Below are 18,716 nucleotides of genomic sequence, written 5' to 3' on the forward strand. Positions count from 1 at the left end.
TCCGGACGGTCCACTGCCGCAGACACCGGATGAGGCCCGATTATCGCGGAGATCGGCTCCCGTGTCCCCCCCGGACACCTCGGATCGCGTTCCCGCGATTCCGTGGATACGCGCCCGGGCCGTCCCTGCCGGTCCCGTACATTCACCCTGTGCGGATCCTGTCGGTGTCGGACCTGCACTACCGGCTGCCCCACTACGACTGGCTCGTCAAGGCCGCCGACGACGTCGACGTCGTCGTCCTCGCCGGGGACCTCGCGGACGTGGTGAGCCCCGTCCCCCTGGACGTGCAGTCGGTCGTGCTCACCGCATACCTCACCTCTCTCGCGGACAAGGCGCTCGTTGTCGCCTCCTCGGGCAACCACGACCTCGACGGCCCCGGTGCCACCGGTGAGCAGGAGGCGGGCTGGCTGCAGCGGGTCGAGCACGAGCGGGTGGTCGTCGACCGGGCGAGCGTGGACACCGGCGGCGTCCGGTTCACGGTCTGCCCCTGGTGGGACGGTCCACTGACCCGAGACGAGGTCGGCGCGCAGCTGGCCGAGGCCGCGGCCGACCGCCCGGACCTGTGGGTGTGGGTGTACCACTCACCGCCGGCGGGGACGGTGCTCGTGCGCGACGGGCGGCGGGAGTTCCCCGACCACGACCTCGCCGCCTGGATCGAGGAGCTCCAGCCCGACGTGGTCATCTCCGGCCACATCCACCAGGCGCCGTGGGCCAAGGGCGGCTCCTGGCACGCCCGGCTCGGCCGGACCCAGGTGTTCAACGCAGGCAAGCAGATCGGACCCGTGCCGCCGCACATCACGTTCGACACCGAGGCACGCACGGCGCACTGGTTCGGCGTCTTCGACAGCGAGACGATCGCCCTGGGCTGACCCGCGCGGGTCAGTCCGGCTCAGTGGTCGTCGTGGTCGCCCTCGGGGTCACGGGCCGAGCCGGTGCGCGGACGCGGTGCCTGGTGGTGGACGAGGGAGTCGACGATCTGCCCGATCATGCCGGAGTGGTCGTCGTTGCCGGCGAACTGGCGCTTGACGTCGACGAGGTACTGGGTGAGGCCGTCGAGCCGCGCCGACGTCATCCGCAGGACGCTGACCGCCGCGTCGGGCCGCTCACGGAAGAACGCGCCGGGGTCGGCGATCCGGTGGACGACGATGTCCTCGGTGGCGCGTGCGGTCGCCGTCGCGGGCCGGTCCAGGACCCAGGACATCTCCCCGAATATCGCGCCGGGGTGGTCGATCTGGGCGAAGGGCGTTCCGTCCCGCTCGACGACGACCGTCCCGGACACGAGGACGAACATGTGCCCCGGAGCGGAGCCTTCGGCGATGAGGACCTCGCCGGCGGCCAGGCGCTCCTGCGGCAGGTCGGCGCAGAGCTCGAGCAGGTCGTCCACGGGAGCCATTATCGACGGTGAGGAACCCGCTGCGGGACGTGTGCTCGCTAACCGCGGGAGCCGAGCGGCCGATCCGCTCGCACACCTGACCCCGCTCGGGTGCGACGCTCGCGCGAGGGGCCCAGCCGGTGGCTGGGCCCCTCGAGGCTAGGCAGGGAGAACGGCGCGGTCTACTGCGGTGCGGGCGGCACCAGGCAGTCGACCGGGTCGCTGACGTTGCCGGATCCGTCCTCAGCGGTCAGGACGGCGTCGCCCTTGCCCTTGAGGTTCCAGTCGACGGCGCCCGAACCCGCCTTCTGGGCGGGCTCCGCTCCCGGCGCCTGGGTGTACTTGATGTTGGACGGGTTGTCGAAGGCGCCGAACACGTGTCCTGAACCGTCATCCGTCACGAAGAGGTCGACGTCGACCGCTCCCCAGACGTCGTCGACGGCGCTGATCGTGTAGAAGCCGTCCGGGTTCTGGGCCCGTCCGCCCGATCCGGGGGCGGCCGGGATCTGCCCGCCCGGGTTCGGACCCGGGACGCACATCGCCACCGGCGGTGTGGTGTCGTCCCAGATCTTCTCGACCTCGAGGCTGCCGGTCTCGTCGTCGATCGTCACGGTCGCACCGATCATGTCCGTGCCGAGGCTGGACGGAGCGACCGGGACCTCGTAGGTGAAGGTGACCTCACCGTTGGCGTCCGTGGTGCAGTCCGCCGGCGAGCAGGTGCCGGTCGCGCCCGCATTGTTCCCGGTCACCGCGAAGTCGACCGGCCAACCCGCGAGCATCCCCGCAGGGCCGTCGACCGTCGCCGTCACCGTGTGCTCGTTGTCCACGCCGAGCTCGTTCGTCGCCGTGGCGGGAGCAAGCGAGAAGGCGAAGACGTGGACGTCCTCGCAGGCCTCGACGGTCTGCTCGGAGGTCGCGTCGCTCTTCGGGCCGAGGCCGGTGGCCTCTGCGCAGACCTCGTGGGTCCCCGGTGTCAGGTCCGCCGCGGTCGCCGAGAAGTTGGCCGTCACGGGACCGTCCACGGGAGGGACCGGCGCGATCGAGTCGAGCGTGGCACCCGTCAAGGTGACCGACGACAGTTCGGTGGCCGTGACATTCTGCACGATGTCGGGCAGGTTGGCCGGGTTGGCCACGTTGGTGCATGTGCCGCCGGTTGCGTCGGCCATCGCCTGGAGCGTGCCGTCCGATCCGGTGTTGCATGCCGCGCCTGCCCCGACCGCAAACGAGAAGATCGTCGCGTCGGCGTTGACCAGGCTCGTCACTGCAGCGTTGAACCCGCCGCCGCCGGTGTTGGAGGCACCGTCCGAGAGGAAGACGACGTTCTTGCTGACCGCCGCAGAGGCGTTCACACTCGTCGACGCCGCAGTGAGCCCGGCCGTGTAGTTGGTCGAACCGCTGCCGACGGCCCGTGGCATGAACAGGTTGACCCCGCCGATGACGACGGAGCCGATGACCGTGTTCACGTCCGGGCTGCTCGGGGCGTTGATCGGTTGGTCTCCGCCAGCCGAGGACATGTCGGCGCTGGCGCCATTCGTGCCGAAGACCGCCAGCCCGACGTCGAGTGCGGACCCGTCCGACACGATCGTGGTGTTGAGATTGGTGACGGCGGCCTTCTCACAGTCGAGGATGGTGCCCAGCCCGCCGCCGCACGCGTTTCCGGCGCTGCCGCTGACGTCGATGACATAGGTCCAGTGGACGTTCGGTTGGCCCTCGCCGACGGACGCGCTGCCCGTGAACGGGACATCGACGTCGGTGTCGCCGACCGGGATGAGGAAGGTGCCACCCGATCCGGCGGGATCGAGGGTGACGGACAGCTCCGCGCCGTTGGACAGGGTGGCGGAGTCGGTGGCGGCGATCGCCGGGGGGGCGACCGCCACGAGTAGAGCGAGGGTTGCGACGCCGAGGCGCGCGGCCCGTGAAGAATTCATGACAGGTCTCCTAGCGTGGTTGATGCGCAGGCCCTGCTAGCCCTTTCCCGACGGGAAGCATCGTTACGCTACTGCGACCAATTTCACGTTGGATAGTGATACCAGCGGTTCTCAGCCGTTCGGCTTGATCTGCGAAAACGTCGTCAGGTTGACGTATCAGGCACCGCCGACTCACCTCGCACCGGCTCCGAGCGCGGGTCAGAGTTGGCCGGCCACCGACGCCAGGTAGCGCACGAGGGCACGGGCGGCCGACCGCGGCGCCGCCTGCTCGACCACTGCGTTGTAGTTCGTGTTCGTGTTCACGTCGTAGGTGAGCAGTCGTCCGTCGACGGACTCGATGAACTCGATGCCGCAGACCTCGATCCCGTTGTCCCGGGCGAAGGCGATATAGCGGTCGACGATGGGGTGCGCGAACCCCTCGCGCAGCGAGAAGAGCTGCTGGTCCGGCTCGGGCTCCACCGTCGCGCCGGGCGGCATGAGCGGCCGTCCGGTCTCCGGGTCGATCGCACACGCGTCGGCCGGGCAGAGCTGGAAGCCGCCGCGCGCCGTGTCGGCGTCGATCGCATAGACGAACTCACCGCCGACGATCTCGACGCGAGTGATCCGCGGCTCGGCGGCCACGACGTACTCCTGGACGAGCGTGATGCCGTCCTGCGGCTCCTCGAACTCGTCCGACTGCACGTAGTCCGCGAGCTCCGCGTGGTCGTCGAAGCGCCGCACCCCGAGGCCCTTGCCGCCCTGGTTGTGCTTGGTGACGAACGGTGCCGGGATCGAGGCGGCGGCCGCGACGACGTGCTCGCGTCCGACCGCCGCCACGGTCCGCGGCGTCTCGATCCCGGCCGCCCGCAGCCGGGCGAGCTGGTCGACCTTGCTCATCTCGAGCTCGAGCACCCGCCGGCCGTTGACCGTGCGCCGCCCGTGCGACTCGAGCCACGACAGCACCGCCCGGCTGTAGTCCTTGGACAGGTGGTGCTCCCGGGTGTGCGCCGACGCGCTGATCCGCGACCAGAACACCCCCTCGGGCGGCGTGGAGCCGAGGTCGAGCACCCCGTCGGTCAGCAGCCACTCCTCGACCGCGACGCCCTCGGCCTCGAACGCCGCCGCGAACGGCGGGAACCACTCCGGGTTCTCGTGCAGCGCATAGACGGTCGTGGTCATGGCGGGTGCCTTTCGATCCGGTATGCGCGCGAGACTCGCGCACGACCGCCCGGTTCGGGTCGTGGTGGGTGCGTCAGTCCGAGCGGACTGCGTGGCGGGGATCAGGCGTCGGAGACGGCCCGCTTGAAGGCGGTCGCGGGCTTGAACGCCGGCGACGTGCTGGCCGCGATGTCGATGCTCTCACCGGTCTGCGGGTTGCGGCCCTGACGTGCGGCGCGGTGCCGCGTCTCGAACGTGCCGAAGCCGGAGAGCGAGACCTTCTCGCCCTTGGCGAGGGTGTCGATGATGCCGGAGATGACTGCGCCCACGGCTGCATCCGCCTGGGCGTTCGACAGGTCGGTCTCGCGCGCGACGACGTCCACGAGGTCCTTGCGATTCATGTGTATTGCCTCTCTTGTCCTGAGCGACCCTCCACCTGGAGGATCCGATCGCGGCCTTCGCCGCGTTCCCCGCCACGATAGGTGCTCCCGGCCCCGAGTGCGGCCCGACACGGAGCGGGGCCGTCGATCAGTCCCCGACGGCGTCGAGCCCGTCCAGCCGTGCCAGCTGTGCGGCCAGCTCGGTCATCGACGCGACCTCGAGGTCTGCGGAACTGAAGTGGTCGGGGTAGCGGCCACCGCCGCGGTTGACCCAGGCCGTCCTCAGACCGGCTCGGTGGGCGCCGTCGATGTCCCACGGGTGCACCGCGACGAGCATGCACTCGGCCGGGGTGAGCGCGGCGGTCTCCACCGCATACGCATAGGCGGAGGGAGCCGGTTTCCACAGCGGCGCGTCCTCGACCGAGAGCAGCGCCTCGAAGGAGTCGCGGATCCCGGCCCGGCTCAGCAGCCCTTCCGCGACCGTCGCGCTGCCGTTGCTCAACGTGAGCAGGCGGATCCGCAGACCGGCCAGCCGACGGATGCCCGGCACGACGTCCGGGTGGGTCGACAGCCCACCGAAGCCCGTCATGACGTGCTCGACCGCGCCCTCGACGTCCTCGACCTGCCCGCGCAGCCGCGCCGCCAGCAGGGTGCGGCCGAGGTCGGCGAAGCGTGGGTTGACGCCGACCGCGGTCAGCGCGAAGCCGTCCCGCAGCAGCGAGGCGAACCACGTCGCCGACAGGTGCCCGGGTGCCCCGACGTCGGTGAACCGCTGCGCGAGCGGAGCCATGTCGGACAACGTCTCGTTGACGTCGAAGACCAGGGCCTTCGGTCTCACCGCTCCGCCGCCCGGCCCGGCTCCGGCGACCCGGCTCATCCGTCCGCCAGCTGAGCCACGGCGTCCCGCAGGCCGTCCCCGCCGAGGGCGCCGTTGACGACCTCGACCTCGCCGTCGGTGCCGAGCAGCGCGAAGGCCGGCTGGTAGACGACCCCGAAGTCACGCCACAGGACGCCTTCGACGTCGACGAGGTGGGTCATCTCGCCGGTTCCGGTGTCGGCGACGAAGTCCTCCATCTCGGGCACCTGACCCCGGCCCGGCACACCGAGGAGGACGACGGGCGAGCCGGACGCCTCCAGCTCCGCAGCCACCTCGGCGACCTCCGGCGCCTCGCCCCGGCAGATGGTGCACCACGGAGCCCAGAACCACAGGATGACGCCCTTGTCCTGGGTCACGGCCGGGTCGAACTGCGCCCCGTCGAGGGTCTCGACCGCGAGGAACTCGCGGGAGACCTGCTCCGACGCCTCGGCCGTCGAGTCATCCGACCCCTCGGCCGCGTCGGCGCCCTCGGTCGCGTCGGCGCCGTCGGAGGCGTCGGCTGCGTCGGAGTCATCCGATCCGGTGTCGACGGTTGGCGCGGCAGCCTGCGTCGTTGCCGCGCCGGACGCGTCGTCGTCGGCGGCCGACGAGCAGCCGGCCAGGGCGAGCGCGACGCCGAGAGTGGCAGCGGCGACCGTCGTGCGTGCGGACATCATCATGAGAGGGCCCTCCTGGGGTTTGTTGCGCGTGGAACCCGGTGGCCGACCGGTTCCATTCCCGTGAGCGGGATCGTTCTCGACGTATTCGGAGCCGGCGGGAATCGGGGATGGGGGTCACCGGGTTCCCGGGTGCGAAGGACCCGCCCCCCTGCCACCGACCCCTTGGGACGACGATGGACCTCCTGCCCGCCGTGGCGCTCGCCGTTTCGGCGGGCGCGATCGCCGCCTTCAACCCGTGCGGCTTCGCGCTCCTGCCCGCCTATCTCGCGCTCTTCCTCGGCGAGCCGACCGGGCGCCGGGCCGCGGTCGGTCGCGCACTGGGTGTGGGGCTGGCGGTCACGGTCGGCTTCGTCCTCGTCTTCGGAGTCGCCGGCCTTCTCGTGACGGTGCTGGCCATCGGGCTCGGTGACTGGCTCAGCTTCGTGACCATCGCCTCGGGCATTCTCCTCCTCGCCGTCGGCGTCCTCCTGCTGAGCGGGCGCGAGTTCGCGATGAACGCCGCACGGATCCGGCTCGCCGTCGACGGCACGCCTCGCGGGATGGTGGCCTACGGCGTCGTGTATGCGGTGGTCTCGCTCTCCTGCACGCTCCCCGTGTTCCTGGCGGCGGTCATCACCGCCTTCACCGCAGGATCCGCCACGGCGGGGGTGCTAGCCCTCCTCGGCTACGCCGTCGGCATGGGTGCCGTCCTCGTCGTTCTCTCCCTCGTCACCGCCCTCTTCGGAGCGAGCGCGATGCGGCGGACGCGGGGTGTGGCGCCGCACCTGAAGCGCATCTCGGGAGCCTTCCTCGTGCTCGCCGGCGCCTACGTGACCTGGTACGGCTGGGTCGAGTACCGCGCCTTCCAGGGCGACCTGATCTCCGGGGGGCCGGTGGAGTGGGTGACGAGCCTGTCGAGCCAGATCTCCTCATTCCTTGCACAGACCGGTCCATGGCTCGCCGTCGGAGCACTCGCACTCGTTGCGGCGGCCGTCGCACTGGCCGAGGTCCGGCGCCGGCGCGCCAGGCCGCGTGTCGACCGGGTCCCCTGACCCGGCGACACGCTCAGCCGAGATCCTCCAGGGCCACCCCTATGCCGCGGTGGAACGTCGGGAAGGCGAGGATCATCGACCTCAGCTTCTCGACCGGGACCTCGGCGTGGACGGCCACTGCGAGCGCTCCCATGATCTCGCCGCCGGCCGGCCCCATCGTCGTCGCACCGACGAGCACGCCGCGGTCTGCGTCCTCGATGATCTTGATCAGGCCGTCGTTGCCCTTCGCGTGGATCCAGGCGCGGCTGGCGCCGGACAGCGGGGTGCAGCCGACCCGCACGTTGGCGTAGCGCTCGCGGGCCGTGGCCTCGGTCAGACCGACCGCGCCGACCTCCGGGTCGGTGAAAGTCACCCGGGGCAGCGCGGCGTAGGACGCCGGAGGGCCGTCCTCACCGAGGATGTCCCGGATGACGATGCCGGCCTGGTACATCGCGATGTGGGTGAACGCACCTTCGCCCGTCACGTCGCCGACCGCCCAGACCCCGGGCGCCACCCGGCACCGTTCGTCGACGGGGGCCACCCGGGCGTTCTGGTCGACGCCGACGGCCGTCAGTCCGACGGCGGCCGGGTCGGCCCGCCGGCCCGTCGAGACGAGCAGCCGATCGCCGGTGACCGCGGAGCCGTCGTCGAGGTGGACGGTGATGCCGGCACCGTCGGAGGAGACCCGCTCGGCGCGCACTCCCGTGTGCACGGTGATCCCGTCCCGCCGCAGGACCTCGACGACGAGGTCGCCCGCCTCGGGCTCCTCGGCGGACAGCAGTCGCGGGGCGCCTTCGATGATCGTCACGTCGACGCCGAAGCGGGCGAAGACCTGGCCCAGCTCGCACCCGATCGCCCCGCCGCCGAGCACGACGATCGATTGCGGGAGCTCTGCGGTCTCGACGGCCTGCCGGTTGGTCCAGTAGTCCACCTCCGAGAGGCCCGGGACCGGCGGGATCGCCGCCGTGCTGCCGGTGGCCACGACGATGCCGGTGCGCACCGCATACCGGGTGTCGCCGACGGCCACCTCGGTCGGCGAGACGATCCGCCCCTCGCCCCGCGCGAAAGTCCCGCCCTTGCCGGTGAAGCGCTCCACGGCGACCGTGTCGTCCCAGGAGTCGGTGGCCTCCTCGCGGATGCGGGCGGCCACGGTGCTCCAGTCCGGCGTCACCCCGCTGACGTGGCCCGCGAGGCCGTCCACGCGGCGGGCCTCGGCGAGCGAGTATGCGGCCCGCACCATCATCTTCGTCGGGATGCATCCCCAGTACGGGCACTCGCCACCGACGAGCCGATGCTCGATGCCGAGCACGCTCAGCCCTCGCTCGGCGAGCGTATTGGCCACGTGCTCTCCTCCGGGGCCCAGCCCGATGACCGCGACGTCGAATGTCTGCATGCTGATCCTCTCGCTCGGCGCGCTGGCCACGACCCTACGCCGCGCGGAATGCCACGTCCCGTCAGCGGGTTGCCCCACCATCACACCGCCGCCTGCGAGCGGAACGGCAGTGGCGGACGGGCCGGGAATCGGACGCACCTGTCACCGGGTTCCGAGGGTGTGCACGAGGGACAATCGACCGTGGACGATGCGCGCGCCCGGGCGTTCCGGGAGCACGTGGAGCCCGAGATCGAGGTCATGCTGCGGGTGGCGCTCAGCCTGACCCGCGAGCGCGCCGACGCAGAGGACCTCGTGCAGGAGTCCCTGATCCGCGCGCTCCGTGCGCTCGACTCCTTCGACGGCCGACATCCTCGGGCCTGGCTCTTGACCATCGTCCGACGCACCCACCTCAACATGAACCGACGCCGTCGGCCCGACCCGGTCGGCGACTGGGACGTCCTCGGCGACCAGCGGCCGGCCTTCGGCGCCGGCACCGCACCGAGCGCCGAGCAGGCGCATCTCGACGCCACCCTGAGCTCCCGCCTCACCGACGCCCTCGAGGACCTGGACCCGAAGTTCCGCTCCGTCGTCGTCCTCGTCGACGTCCACGACCTGTCCTACGCCGAGGCGGCCGCCGTCCTCGACGTCCCCGTCGGCACGGTCATGTCCCGGCTCAGCCGGGCCCGCAACCGACTCCGCGCCGCGCTCGGCCCCGAGTTCCTGACCCCTGGGAGGCCCGCATGAAGCAGTCACTTCGGCAGATGATCACCTGTCACTGGACCGCAAAGCGCATCCAGAGGTACCTCGACGCCGACCCGTCGGCGCCGCTCACCGCGGAGGAGGTCGCGCGCCTCGAGGCCCACCTCGCGGAGTGCGAGCGGTGCACCCGGGTCACCGAGGAGCACCGGGTGCTCCATCGCGCCCTCTCGCTGTGGCCCGGTGCCGCGGTGCCCGACCAGCGGTCGGTCGAGCGGGTCCGGTCCTTCCTCGACGAGCTGACCGACGGCTCGCGGAGCTGAGGGCGGTCAGGCAGAGGCGCTCGACGTCGCCGCGGTGGCCGAGGTCGGCAGGGTGTGAGTGTGGGCTGCGGCAGCTGCGGCCGAGTCCTCCAACGTGCCCTCGGCGGCCTTGTGCCGACCCATGACGACGGCCATGACGACTCCGGCTGCGCTGATGGCGGCCATCACCCACGCCGCCGTGCCGAGTCCCGCGGCGAGGGCGTCGGCCGTCGAGGCCCCCTCCGCGGTCCGGCCGGCGATGACGGAGCCGTAGATCGTCGCGGCCAGGGCGGTTGCCACGGCGGCGCCGACATACCGCGCCATGTTGGAGACACCCGATGCCGAACCGACCTGCTCCTCCGGCACGCACGCCGTCGACGCCGAGGAGGACGGCCCGTTGCTCAGGCCCATTCCGACGGCGACCGCGATGAGGGGCAGGACGAAGGCGGTGTACTTCCACTCAGCCTCGACGAGGCCGACCAGGGCGAAGCCGATGGCTGTGATGAGGAACCCGATGCCGATGACCTGCCGCCCACCGAACTTCTTGGCCAGGCGTGGCACGAGTGGAGCGACGGCGACCAGTCCCGCCGTCGCGGGCAACGTCGCCAAACCGGCCTGCAGTGGCGAGAAGCCGAGGGTCGACGGATCCTGGAAGTACAGGCTGACGAGGTACATGAGGGCGTTGATCGTGCCCGCTCCGATGAGGATGGCGATCGTCGAGCCGACGAGGACCCGGTTGCGGAGCAGTCCGAGGTCGAGCATCGGCACCGCGACCCGCTTCTCCACCATGACGAAGGCGAACCCGGCGGCGATGCCGACCGCGATGGAGGCGAGGGTCGCCAGGGACGCCCAGCCCCAGTCGCTGCCCTTGCTCAGGGCGAGGATGACCGGGCCGAGGGTGAGGGCGATCAGGGCCGACCCGGCGAAGTCGATCGAGCGTGACCGCGTCGGGTCGTTGGACTCCGCGACGGTGCGCCAGGTGAGGACCATGCAGATCAGGGCGATGGCTGCGCCGACCCAGAACAGGCCCTGCCAGCCGGTGACCTCGACGAGCACTCCGCCGAGCAGCGGTCCGGCCGCCGCTCCCACGGCCGCGGCGGCACCCCACAGGGAGACGGCACGCAGCTGCGCCTGTCCGCTGTTGGCGACCGACAGCAGGCTCAGGCCGCACGCGAGGATCGTCGCCCCCGCGGCGCCCTGGATGAACCGGCCGAGGATGACCGCGCCACCGGAGGACGACAAGCCGATGAGGATGCACGACACGACGAAGAGGAGCAGTCCGAGTTGGAAGATCTTCTTGCGGCCGAAGACGTCACCGAGGGAGCCCGAGGTGACGATGACCGCGGCCCCGACGAGCGAGTAGCCGGTCACGGCCCACTGCAGGGTCGTGACGCTGGTGCCTGTGTCGGCGCTGATCGCCGGTAGGAGGATGCTCACCGCGGAGGTGTTGGCGTTGACGACGAACGTCGACAGGCAGGTGGCGGCCAGGACCCCACCCGCCGCGGCGCTGGCACCGGAGACTCCTGCGGACGAGGGCGAGCCCGCTGAACCGGAGACTGAGTTCGACATGGGCGGCTTCCCTTCATCGACGGATCGACCAGCCGACTCGACCGTATGCGCGCCGCAGCGGCGTCGCCTCACCCCCGAGGGGTGACCGGACCCGGTCCCGGCAGTCAGCCCTCCGTCGCCGACTCAGCGGTCTCGAACCCGGCCATGACCGCGTCCGCGAAGGCGGCGTGGAGAACCGGGCTCGGGTGGAAGCCGTCCTCGGCGAACATCTCCGCCCTGAGCGGCTCGGTCGTCTCGATCCGGAACATCCGCTCCCGCGCGCGCACCGCCTCGGCGCCGATCGCGTCGAAGACCCGGCCACGCCAGCCCAGCGCGTCGGCGAGCGGCCTTGGGAAGGCCGGGAAGTGGTCGAGCGGCGGGATGCCGAGCAGGCAGACCCGCGCACGGGGAGCCGCCTCGAGGATGGCGTCGAACAGCGTGCTGACCTCGCGGCGGAAACGGGTGGTGCTGTGCAGGTTCTTCAGGTCGTTGACGCCGATGGACACGAAGACGAGGTCCGCCTCGGCGAGCGCCTCCTGCGAGACCAACTCGAGCGCCAGGCCGGCCGTCGCGCCCGTCCGCGCGCACGCCTCCCACATGACGGTCGCGTCATATCGTTCCGCCAACCGGACCGCGAGCTGCCCGGCCACCGACGAGCGATGGTGGCCCACCGCATACCCGGCGGTCACGCTGTCGCCCAGGGTGACCACCTTCATCCGGCGCTCGCCCTCGCCGACCTGCCCGGTGACGCCGTCGGCGTCGGGGAAGCGCGGGATCGAGCGGGCCAGCCGGTAGCCCTGGACCGGCACGACCGGCAGCCCCAGCCACCAGAGCCGGCCCGGGGCCGCTCCACGGATGCGACCGTATGCGGTGCGCACCTGCTCGCCCCGCCCCACCTGCGCGCTCAGGGCCGTGCCCCCTGCGTCGATGCCGGGTCGTGGGAGCGCGTCGCGAAGCCGTACGCCGCGGCGGCGAGCATGAGGACGTTCACGGCGGTGCCGGCGCGAGCGTCGGTCCAGCTCGTGAGGATCGCGACCTGGGACACGACGGCTGCGACCCCGGTCACGAGCCACCAGCCGCGGCTCCGAAGCACCGTCATGACGGCGGCCGCGATCACCAGGAGGCCCGCGACCAACCAGAGCACCGCCTCACCGCCGCTCACCGGCTCGGTGAGCTGATCGACGTCGGCCACCCCGAACCCCTCGACCACGCCCATGACATGGATGAGGCCGTGGACGAAAACGACCACCGCATACACCCACCACAGGACCCGCTTCACGGGCTCACCTCTCGACCTCTCGTGACGTTTCCGACCACGATCGTGGCACGCGGTGTTCTCGGGCGTCTCGGTGCAGGTGTGACTCATCGGTCACACCGCGACGGCCTCGCCGACCGTCGCTAGCCTGAGGAGATGGACATCGCCTTCGTCGCCGGCTTCGGCCCGATCGGGCGCGACCCCGACGCCACGCTGAGTGGCCGTCGGACCGACCGGTCCCGCAGGCCTGGCTCGAGCTCGAGGTCGCGTCTCCGGAGAAGGTGGCCGAGGCGGTGGTAGAGCTGCGGGGCAGGGGCCAGGAGATCCTCGTCGAGGCCCACGAGGAGCCGTGGGGTCAGACGACGGCCCGATTGATGAGCCCTGAAGGTCTGCTCGTCGGGATCTCCTACTTGCCGTCCTTCCACGAGGACACCGCCCCCGACCCGACCGCCCAGATTCGAGGCTTGGGGCGCGGTCGGCCTTCATCTCCTGAGGTGAGAGCCCGGATGCTCGGGACCGGGCTAGCGGCTCGTGCCACGCATCGAGAACCACCCCCAGGCCGCCGTCGCGAGGAACGCCACCACGCCGATGACGAGCAGCCAGAACAGCCCCTCCAGGACCGCACCGAGCAGTGCGAAGACGAGCCAGAGGACGAGCAGGGCGATGATGAGCGTCTTCATCCACCCAGCCTGTCACGCCTACCCGGCGATTGTGCCCTTGACCTGCGGTTATCCTCCGTCGCAGCCGCTCAGCCGTCGACGTAGTCGCGCCAGGAGTGCTCCGGCTCGTAGCCGAGCTCGGCGCGGGCGCGCTCGATGGACAGCAGCGTCGTGTGCCCCTCGACGCCTCCCCGCACGGGCACGTCCGGGTACACCTCTGCCAGCAGGTCTGCACTCGGCCTGGTCATGCACGTGTCCGCCGCCGCGACGAGGTATGCGCGGGCACCTGAGACGTCCGCGGTCAGTGAGCGTCGCACGGCCTGGGCGACGTCCCGAGCGTCGACGTAGCCCCACAGGTTCCAGGCGCGCACGGTCGGGTCGTCCCAGAATCCGGGGAAGCGGGCGTAGTCGTGCTCCTCCATGATGTTGGAGATCCGCAGCGCCACGAACGGGATGCCGGACCACCGGGCGAACTGCTCGGCGATCGCCTCGCCCGCAAGCTTCGAGAGCGCGTAGTGCGACTCCGGCAGCAGCGTGTGGTCCTCGTCGATCGGGGCGTAGCGGGGCTGCTCGCGCTCGAACGGAAGCCCGATGAGGGTCTCCGACGAGGCCCACACCACGCGTCGGAGCCCGAGACGGGTTGCCGCGGTGAAGACGTTGTAGGTCGACATCATGTTGTTCTCGAAGGTCGCCCCGTCCGGGCGGATACCGGGCGCCGGCACAGCGGCCAGGTGCACCACGGCGTCGGCGTCGGCGAGGGTCTCGAGCGTCTCGCCGAGGTCGGTAAGGTCGACCGCGAGGGTGGGTGCATCGGGATCGAGAGAAGCGTTGAGGTCGACGGACAGGACGTCGTGGCCATGATCGGTGAGATCGGCGACAACCGCCCTCCCCGCCTTGCCGCTGCCCCCGGTGACGACGATGCGGCTCATGCTCATGACGGCTCCTTCGGTCGGTGCTGGCTGTGTTCGTGGTGATCAATCTGTTTGGACGGCTCTCGTGGCCACGTTATCGGCGCGTTCGAGCGCCCGCGCGTGCGGTTGCGCGGTTGGCATGCTCGTGAGATCGGCCTCTGTCAGCGGCATGCCGAAGGGGCGCTATGTCGCGCGGTTGGCATGCTCGTGAGATCGGCCTCTGTCAGCGGCATGCCGAAGGGGCGCTATGTCGCGCGGTTGGCAGGCTCGTGAGATCGGCCTCTGTCAGCGGCATGCCGGAGCGGGGCTATGTCGCGCGGTTGGCAGGCTCGTGAGATCGGCCTCTGTCAGCGGCATGCCGGAGCGGGGCTATGTCGCGCGGTTGGCATGCTCGTGAGACCGCCCACCTCACAGCGGCATGCCGAAGCGGGGCTATGTCGCGCGGTTGGCATGCTCGTGAGATCGGCCCCTGTCAGCGGTGTGTCGCGTCGACGTCATGTCGCTGATCCGGCACACCGCCAGCGGCGTCTTCGGCGGTCCCGTTGATGCGCCTCGTCTCCCTATCGCCATCGACCGGAGGCGGCGCGGCGAACAGGTCGCCGTTCGCCTCGGCCAGCAACTGCCGGACCGCCGCTCGCCCGGACTGCACCATCCGGTCGAACTGGTGGAACTCGAGCAGCCCCACACCCATGGACGACGGAACGACGACCCACGCACCGCGCGAGCGCGCGGACTCCACCGCGCCGGCGCTGCCGATCATCATCGTGCGCATCAGCGTGTCGCCCAGGGCCGGCACCTTGGGGCGTCCGCTGCGCGGCTTGCCTTCGCCGCCGGAGCCGATGCTCACGGCGACCACGGGGCCCTCGTCCCGCTCGACGAGCAGGTCGGTCGGCATGTTGTCCAGCACTCCGCCGTCGAGCAGGAGTCGGCCGTCGTCCGTGGGTAGGGGCGCGAACAACACGGGTAGCCGCGAGCTGGCCAGGGCCGCGTCGACGACGCGACCGCGGCGATGCACCTGACGGGTCCGGCTGACGAGGTCGACGCTGACGACGGACAACTGGCGGGGCAGCCCCTCGATGACGTTGTCCCGACCGTAGGTCCGCTCCATCGCCGCCTTGACGCGATGGCCCCGGGCGATCGACTGGCTCGGCAGCCGGTAGTCGCTGAACGGCCGCCGCCGCACGAACTCCGCGTAGCAGATCTCCTCCAGGGTCTCCCCGTCGACGCCCAGCGCGTGGGCCGCCGCGATGATCCCGCCGACACTCGCGCCCGCGACCCGGTCGACGTGGATCCCGGAGTCCTCGAGCTCGCGGAGGATCCCCACGTGGGTGAAGGCGCGGGCGCCGCCACCGGCCAGCACGAGCCCGAGGGACCGGCCGGCGAGCCGGTCGGCGAGGGCGCGCAGCCCCGTCGAGCCGGCAGGGTCTCCGTCGACGACCGTCAGCTGCCAGGCGTCGGTCGCGGCCACCCAACCAGCCCGCACGTCGGGCTCAGGGGCCGCGCCGAGCAGGACGAGCTCGGGTCGACGCGACGGGACGGGCGCCGGTGGCCCGGTGGGGACCGCGTCGTCACTGCGGGCGACGAGCACGACGGAGTCGGCCTCGCGCACGCAGAACTCCCGCCAGGCGACGTCGTCGGGCCCATCGGCATCCGCGCCCCGGTGCCCGGCACCGGCAACGAGCAGCACGCGGTCGTAGTCCAGTTCGGCGCGCGCGAGTCCGTCGGCCGACAGCGCACCTGGGCGGCGGACGGCGAGGAGCCGAACGTGATGGTCCAGGCGTCTCTCGAGAGCGTCGCCGACGGACTGCACCTCGTCGGTCGACACCGAGGGCCCGAGGCCGACGACGGCGATGACCGACACCCGCTCCGGCGGCGGCGGTCCCGGAGGCCCACCGGCGGTGCGCAGCCGGTCGGCGACCTGGGTCAGCACGTACCGCGCAGCCGCCGGGTCGCTCTCGAGCACCTCGTCGAATGCCTCCCGCGGAATCTCCGTCAGCGTCGTGTCCCGCCGCGCCCGCACGGTCGCCGACCGCGGCTCACCGCTCAGCAGCGCGAGCTCGCCGAGCACCTGGCCGGCGCCGAGCTCGCGCACGACGGTGTCTCCGAGCGTCACCTCGAGCCGTCCGGTCCGCACGATGTAGGCCGACCCGGGCGGATCGCCCTCCTGCATCAGGTATGCGCCGGCCGGGACATGCGTCAGCCTCGCCGCTTGTTCGAGCCGGGTCCGCGCCCGGTCAGGGAGCGCCGCGAACATCGGCAGCGCGGACAGGTCGGTGGCGGCATGGTCGGCCTCCGATCCGGCCGCGGCCGGCACCGCCCAGTCTGCCGGCGCGGCGGGGCGATGGATGACGGCCGGCCGCTCCTCGGTGGTGTCGTCCTCGTCGATCGCCTCGATCCGTCCGAGCGGGAGCGCGAGGAGGGCGACGAGCAGGAAGGCGGCCACCGACAGGAGCCACCCGTCGCGGAGACTGTCGATGACGGTCGCGGGTGCGAGCTCGCCGATGAGGACGACGATGACCGCGATGCCGAGAACGCCGCCGACCTGGCGCGCGGCTGACACGACCGCCGAGGCGGTGGCGTAGCGGCCTCCTGGGACAGCCGCGAGCGATGCACTACCGAGCAGCGGGAGCGTCGCACCGACGCCGAGGCCGCTGAGGATCTGACCGGGCAGCCACTCGGCCCAGAAGGCGGGCTCGGGTCCGACCATCTGGTGGTACCAGAGGAACGCGGCCGCCCAGATCAGCGCTCCCGGGACCACGAACGGGCGATACCCGTAACGCTCGGCGAGCGGCCCGAGACGGGAGGCGACGACGGCCGCGACGAGAGGCCCCGGCACGAGCGCGAGGCCGGTGACGATGACGCTGTAGCCCCAGACGTACTGCAGCCACAGCACATTGGTGAGCAGGTAGGCGTAGAAGCCGAGGCCCGCCACGATGGTCGCGACCGAGCCCACGTTGAACGAGTGCAGGCGCAGCAGCAGCGGGTCAAGCATGGGCGCCCGGTGTCGACGCGAGCTGATGACGAACAGCCCGGTGAGGACGATCGCCGCGGCGAAGCAGGCGATCGTCTCCGGTCCGGTCCAGCCCCAGTCCTCGCTGCGGATGATCCCGAGGTTGAGTGCGCCCAGGGCCAGCACCAGCAGCGCCGCCCCGACCAGGTCGGGCACCATCCGCCGCCCGGGGGCGCGGCTCTCGACGAGCTCGTGCCGCGCGGCCCAGACCGCGACGAGACCGAAGGGGAGGTTGACGAGGAAGGCGGCGCGCCAGTCCCACAGCTGGACCAGGACGCCGCCGATGGGCGGGCCGAGCCCGGCGGCGATGGCGGCCGAGGCCCCCCAGATGCCGACGGCGTGCGCGCGCCGATCACTCGGGAAGGCGGCGATCACAAGGGCCAACGAGGCGGGCACGAGCATGGCCGCTCCGAGGGCCTGCAGCACACGGGCGCCGATGAGGAACTCGACCGAGGGCGCCAGGCCGCACAGCACGGACGCGATCGTGAAGACCGCGACGCCGGTCACGAACGAGCGACGTCGTCCCAGCAGGTCGGTCAGCCGGCCGAAGAGGATGAGGAACGCCGCGAAGACGATGTTGTAGGCGTTGAGCACCCACGACAGCGCCCCGATGTCGGCCTCGGCGAACGACTCGCGGATCGAGGGGAAGGCGACGTTGACGATCGTCGCGTCGAGGAAGGCGAGGAAAGCGCCGAAGCTGGCGACGAGGAGCACGCGGGAGGCAGGGACCCGCGCCGAGCTGGTTGATGACATCACACCTCCGATGGCTGCCCGCCAAACCTAATGGTCACTGGCCTGCGATGTGCGGATAGCGGCGTGGGGAATGGCGATAACCGACGGTTTCCTGCGTGGGTGGAGGCATCGGCCGTCACATTCCGCCGCGGGTGTCCTCCCCGGATGCGACCCGGCGCCGGTACTCGCGGATCCGGCGGACCCGCTTGCCGACGAAGACCAGGAGCGCACCGACCACGGCCGCGATGACGACGTACTCGAACCCCTGCGCGTAGGGCTCGATGCGGCGCCAGTTCTCGCCGAGGGCGTATCCGGCGAGGATGAAGATGGTGTTCCAGATCAGGCTGCCGGTCACGGTCAGCAGGAGGAACAGCGGCAGGCGCATCCGGGTCACCCCGGCCGGCACCGAGATCAGACTGCGGAACAGCGGCACCATCCGGCCGAAGAACACCGCCTTCTTGCCATGCCGTTCGAACCACGCCTCGGTGCGGTCCGCGTCGGCCACGTCCACGAGGGGCATCGCCTTGATCAGTGCGCGCATCCTGTCCCGGCCGAGGACACGACCGACCCAGTACAGCGCCACCGCGCCGACGACCGACCCGGCGGTGGTCCAGAACAGCGCCGAGGCGAGCGTGAAGGTCCCCTGCGCAGCGGCGAACCCAGCCAGTGGCAGGACCACCTCGCTCGGCAGCGGCGGGAATAGGTTCTCCAGCGCGATCGCCACGCCCGCACCAGGCGCGCCGAGCGTCTCCATGAGGTCGACCGCCCAGCCGGCGACGCCGCTCAGCTCGGGCTCGGCGGCCAGGGGGAACAGCATCCCTCGAGGGTATGCGGTGCTCACCCTGACCTCGCTCGTCCCGACTCCCTC

The 18,716-nt window shown here is 71.4% G+C and carries 18 protein-coding genes; 4 read left to right on the plus strand and 14 right to left on the minus strand.

Annotated features, from left to right (window positions below):
* Positions 1 to 149 precede the first annotated feature (149 nt).
* A complete protein-coding gene (locus GA707_RS06710; protein ID WP_193315201.1) occupies positions 150 to 869 on the plus strand; it encodes a metallophosphoesterase in 720 nt (239 codons plus the stop codon).
* A 20-nt stretch (positions 870 to 889) separates the two neighbouring features.
* Here the strand turns inward: GA707_RS06710 and GA707_RS06715 are convergent, their stop codons facing one another.
* The 6 genes from GA707_RS06715 to GA707_RS06740 all read right to left on the minus strand — a co-directional run bounded on the left by GA707_RS06715 (position 890) and on the right by GA707_RS06740 (position 6,353).
* A complete protein-coding gene (locus tag GA707_RS06715) occupies positions 890 to 1,384 on the minus strand; it encodes a cyclic nucleotide-binding domain-containing protein (protein WP_193315202.1) in 495 nt (164 codons plus the stop codon).
* A 170-nt stretch (positions 1,385 to 1,554) separates the two neighbouring features.
* On the minus strand, positions 1,555 to 3,300 hold the full coding sequence (locus tag GA707_RS06720) for a vWA domain-containing protein (RefSeq protein WP_152177610.1): 1,746 nt from the start codon (positions 3,298 to 3,300) through the stop codon (positions 1,555 to 1,557).
* A 198-nt stretch (positions 3,301 to 3,498) separates the two neighbouring features.
* Positions 3,499 to 4,458: a RimK family alpha-L-glutamate ligase gene (locus GA707_RS06725; RefSeq protein WP_152177611.1), complete on the minus strand. Its 960-nt coding sequence runs from the start codon at positions 4,456 to 4,458 to the stop codon at positions 3,499 to 3,501.
* A gap of 101 nt (positions 4,459 to 4,559) precedes the next feature.
* The gene (locus GA707_RS06730) at positions 4,560 to 4,838 is read right to left on the minus strand and encodes an HU family DNA-binding protein (protein WP_152177612.1); all 279 of its coding nucleotides are present in this window, start codon (positions 4,836 to 4,838) and stop codon (positions 4,560 to 4,562) included.
* Positions 4,839 to 4,965: 127 nt separating this feature from the next.
* Complete coding sequence (locus GA707_RS06735) at positions 4,966 to 5,694, minus strand: haloacid dehalogenase type II (protein ID WP_152177613.1); 729 nt, start codon at positions 5,692 to 5,694, stop codon at positions 4,966 to 4,968.
* Positions 5,691 to 6,353 (minus strand): thioredoxin domain-containing protein, encoded by a 663-nt coding sequence (locus GA707_RS06740; protein ID WP_152177614.1) that lies wholly within the window; start codon positions 6,351 to 6,353, stop codon positions 5,691 to 5,693. The genes GA707_RS06735 and GA707_RS06740 overlap by 4 nt, the downstream gene beginning before the upstream one ends.
* 173 nt (positions 6,354 to 6,526) lie before the next feature.
* On the opposite strand from GA707_RS06740, the gene GA707_RS06745 reads away from it, so the two are divergent.
* A complete protein-coding gene (locus tag GA707_RS06745) occupies positions 6,527 to 7,384 on the plus strand; it encodes a cytochrome c biogenesis CcdA family protein (RefSeq protein WP_193315203.1) in 858 nt (285 codons plus the stop codon).
* 13 nt (positions 7,385 to 7,397) lie between these two features.
* On the opposite strand, the gene GA707_RS06750 is transcribed toward GA707_RS06745, so the two are convergent.
* Positions 7,398 to 8,756: an NAD(P)/FAD-dependent oxidoreductase gene (locus GA707_RS06750; RefSeq protein WP_152177616.1), complete on the minus strand. Its 1,359-nt coding sequence runs from the start codon at positions 8,754 to 8,756 to the stop codon at positions 7,398 to 7,400.
* Between the two features lie 180 nt (positions 8,757 to 8,936).
* On the opposite strand from GA707_RS06750, the gene GA707_RS06755 reads away from it, so the two are divergent.
* Together GA707_RS06755 and GA707_RS06760 are read left to right on the plus strand one after the other, a co-directional pair.
* Positions 8,937 to 9,479: a sigma-70 family RNA polymerase sigma factor gene (locus GA707_RS06755; protein WP_226963571.1), complete on the plus strand. Its 543-nt coding sequence runs from the start codon at positions 8,937 to 8,939 to the stop codon at positions 9,477 to 9,479.
* Positions 9,476 to 9,754 (plus strand): zf-HC2 domain-containing protein, encoded by a 279-nt coding sequence (locus GA707_RS06760; RefSeq protein WP_152177618.1) that lies wholly within the window; start codon positions 9,476 to 9,478, stop codon positions 9,752 to 9,754. Before GA707_RS06755 ends, GA707_RS06760 begins: the two co-directional genes overlap by 4 nt.
* 6 nt (positions 9,755 to 9,760) lie before the next feature.
* On the opposite strand, the gene GA707_RS06765 is transcribed toward GA707_RS06760, so the two are convergent.
* From GA707_RS06765 to GA707_RS06795, 7 genes are all read right to left on the minus strand, one after another.
* Positions 9,761 to 11,302: an MFS transporter gene (locus GA707_RS06765; protein WP_152177619.1), complete on the minus strand. Its 1,542-nt coding sequence runs from the start codon at positions 11,300 to 11,302 to the stop codon at positions 9,761 to 9,763.
* 104 nt (positions 11,303 to 11,406) lie between these two features.
* Positions 11,407 to 12,159: an SGNH/GDSL hydrolase family protein gene (locus GA707_RS06770; RefSeq protein ID WP_152177620.1), complete on the minus strand. Its 753-nt coding sequence runs from the start codon at positions 12,157 to 12,159 to the stop codon at positions 11,407 to 11,409.
* A 26-nt stretch (positions 12,160 to 12,185) separates the two neighbouring features.
* Positions 12,186 to 12,560, minus strand: a complete 375-nt coding sequence (locus GA707_RS06775; RefSeq protein WP_152177621.1) for a hypothetical protein — start codon at positions 12,558 to 12,560, stop codon at positions 12,186 to 12,188.
* 497 nt (positions 12,561 to 13,057) lie between these two features.
* Positions 13,058 to 13,216 carry a hypothetical protein gene (locus tag GA707_RS20765; protein ID WP_193315204.1) on the minus strand — a complete coding sequence of 53 codons (159 nt, stop codon included), beginning with the start codon at positions 13,214 to 13,216 and terminating at the stop codon, positions 13,058 to 13,060.
* Positions 13,217 to 13,284: 68 nt separating this feature from the next.
* Positions 13,285 to 14,130, minus strand: a complete 846-nt coding sequence (locus tag GA707_RS06785; protein WP_370460012.1) for an NAD-dependent epimerase/dehydratase family protein — start codon at positions 14,128 to 14,130, stop codon at positions 13,285 to 13,287.
* Between the two features lie 448 nt (positions 14,131 to 14,578).
* Positions 14,579 to 17,869: an MFS transporter gene (locus tag GA707_RS06790; protein WP_152177622.1), complete on the minus strand. Its 3,291-nt coding sequence runs from the start codon at positions 17,867 to 17,869 to the stop codon at positions 14,579 to 14,581.
* 115 nt (positions 17,870 to 17,984) lie between these two features.
* Positions 17,985 to 18,665, minus strand: coding sequence for a DedA family protein (locus GA707_RS06795; protein WP_152177623.1), 681 nt, complete (start codon positions 18,663 to 18,665; stop codon positions 17,985 to 17,987).
* Positions 18,666 to 18,716: the final 51 nt, after the last annotated feature.

The organism is Nostocoides sp. F2B08 (assembly GCF_009184895.1).
Lineage (GTDB): Bacteria > Actinomycetota > Actinomycetes > Actinomycetales > Dermatophilaceae > F2B08.

Coding starts and splice junctions, on each gene's coding strand:
- GA707_RS06720 (WP_152177610.1), bottom strand. CDS start 3,300: ATGAATTCTTCACGGGCCGCGCGCCTCGGCGTCGCAACCCTCGCTCTA.
- GA707_RS06725 (WP_152177611.1), bottom strand. CDS start 4,458: ATGACCACGACCGTCTATGCGCTGCACGAGAACCCGGAGTGGTTCCCG.
- GA707_RS06730 (WP_152177612.1), bottom strand. CDS start 4,838: ATGAATCGCAAGGACCTCGTGGACGTCGTCGCGCGCGAGACCGACCTG.
- GA707_RS06735 (WP_152177613.1), bottom strand. CDS start 5,694: ATGAGCCGGGTCGCCGGAGCCGGGCCGGGCGGCGGAGCGGTGAGACCG.
- GA707_RS06740 (WP_152177614.1), bottom strand. CDS start 6,353: ATGATGATGTCCGCACGCACGACGGTCGCCGCTGCCACTCTCGGCGTC.
- GA707_RS06745 (WP_193315203.1), top strand. CDS start 6,527: ATGGACCTCCTGCCCGCCGTGGCGCTCGCCGTTTCGGCGGGCGCGATC.
- GA707_RS06750 (WP_152177616.1), bottom strand. CDS start 8,756: ATGCAGACATTCGACGTCGCGGTCATCGGGCTGGGCCCCGGAGGAGAG.
- GA707_RS06760 (WP_152177618.1), top strand. CDS start 9,476: ATGAAGCAGTCACTTCGGCAGATGATCACCTGTCACTGGACCGCAAAG.
- GA707_RS06765 (WP_152177619.1), bottom strand. CDS start 11,302: ATGTCGAACTCAGTCTCCGGTTCAGCGGGCTCGCCCTCGTCCGCAGGA.
- GA707_RS20765 (WP_193315204.1), bottom strand. CDS start 13,216: ATGAAGACGCTCATCATCGCCCTGCTCGTCCTCTGGCTCGTCTTCGCA.
- GA707_RS06785 (WP_370460012.1), bottom strand. CDS start 14,130: ATGAGCATGAGCCGCATCGTCGTCACCGGGGGCAGCGGCAAGGCGGGG.
- GA707_RS06790 (WP_152177622.1), bottom strand. CDS start 17,869: ATGTCATCAACCAGCTCGGCGCGGGTCCCTGCCTCCCGCGTGCTCCTC.
- GA707_RS06795 (WP_152177623.1), bottom strand. CDS start 18,665: ATGCTGTTCCCCCTGGCCGCCGAGCCCGAGCTGAGCGGCGTCGCCGGC.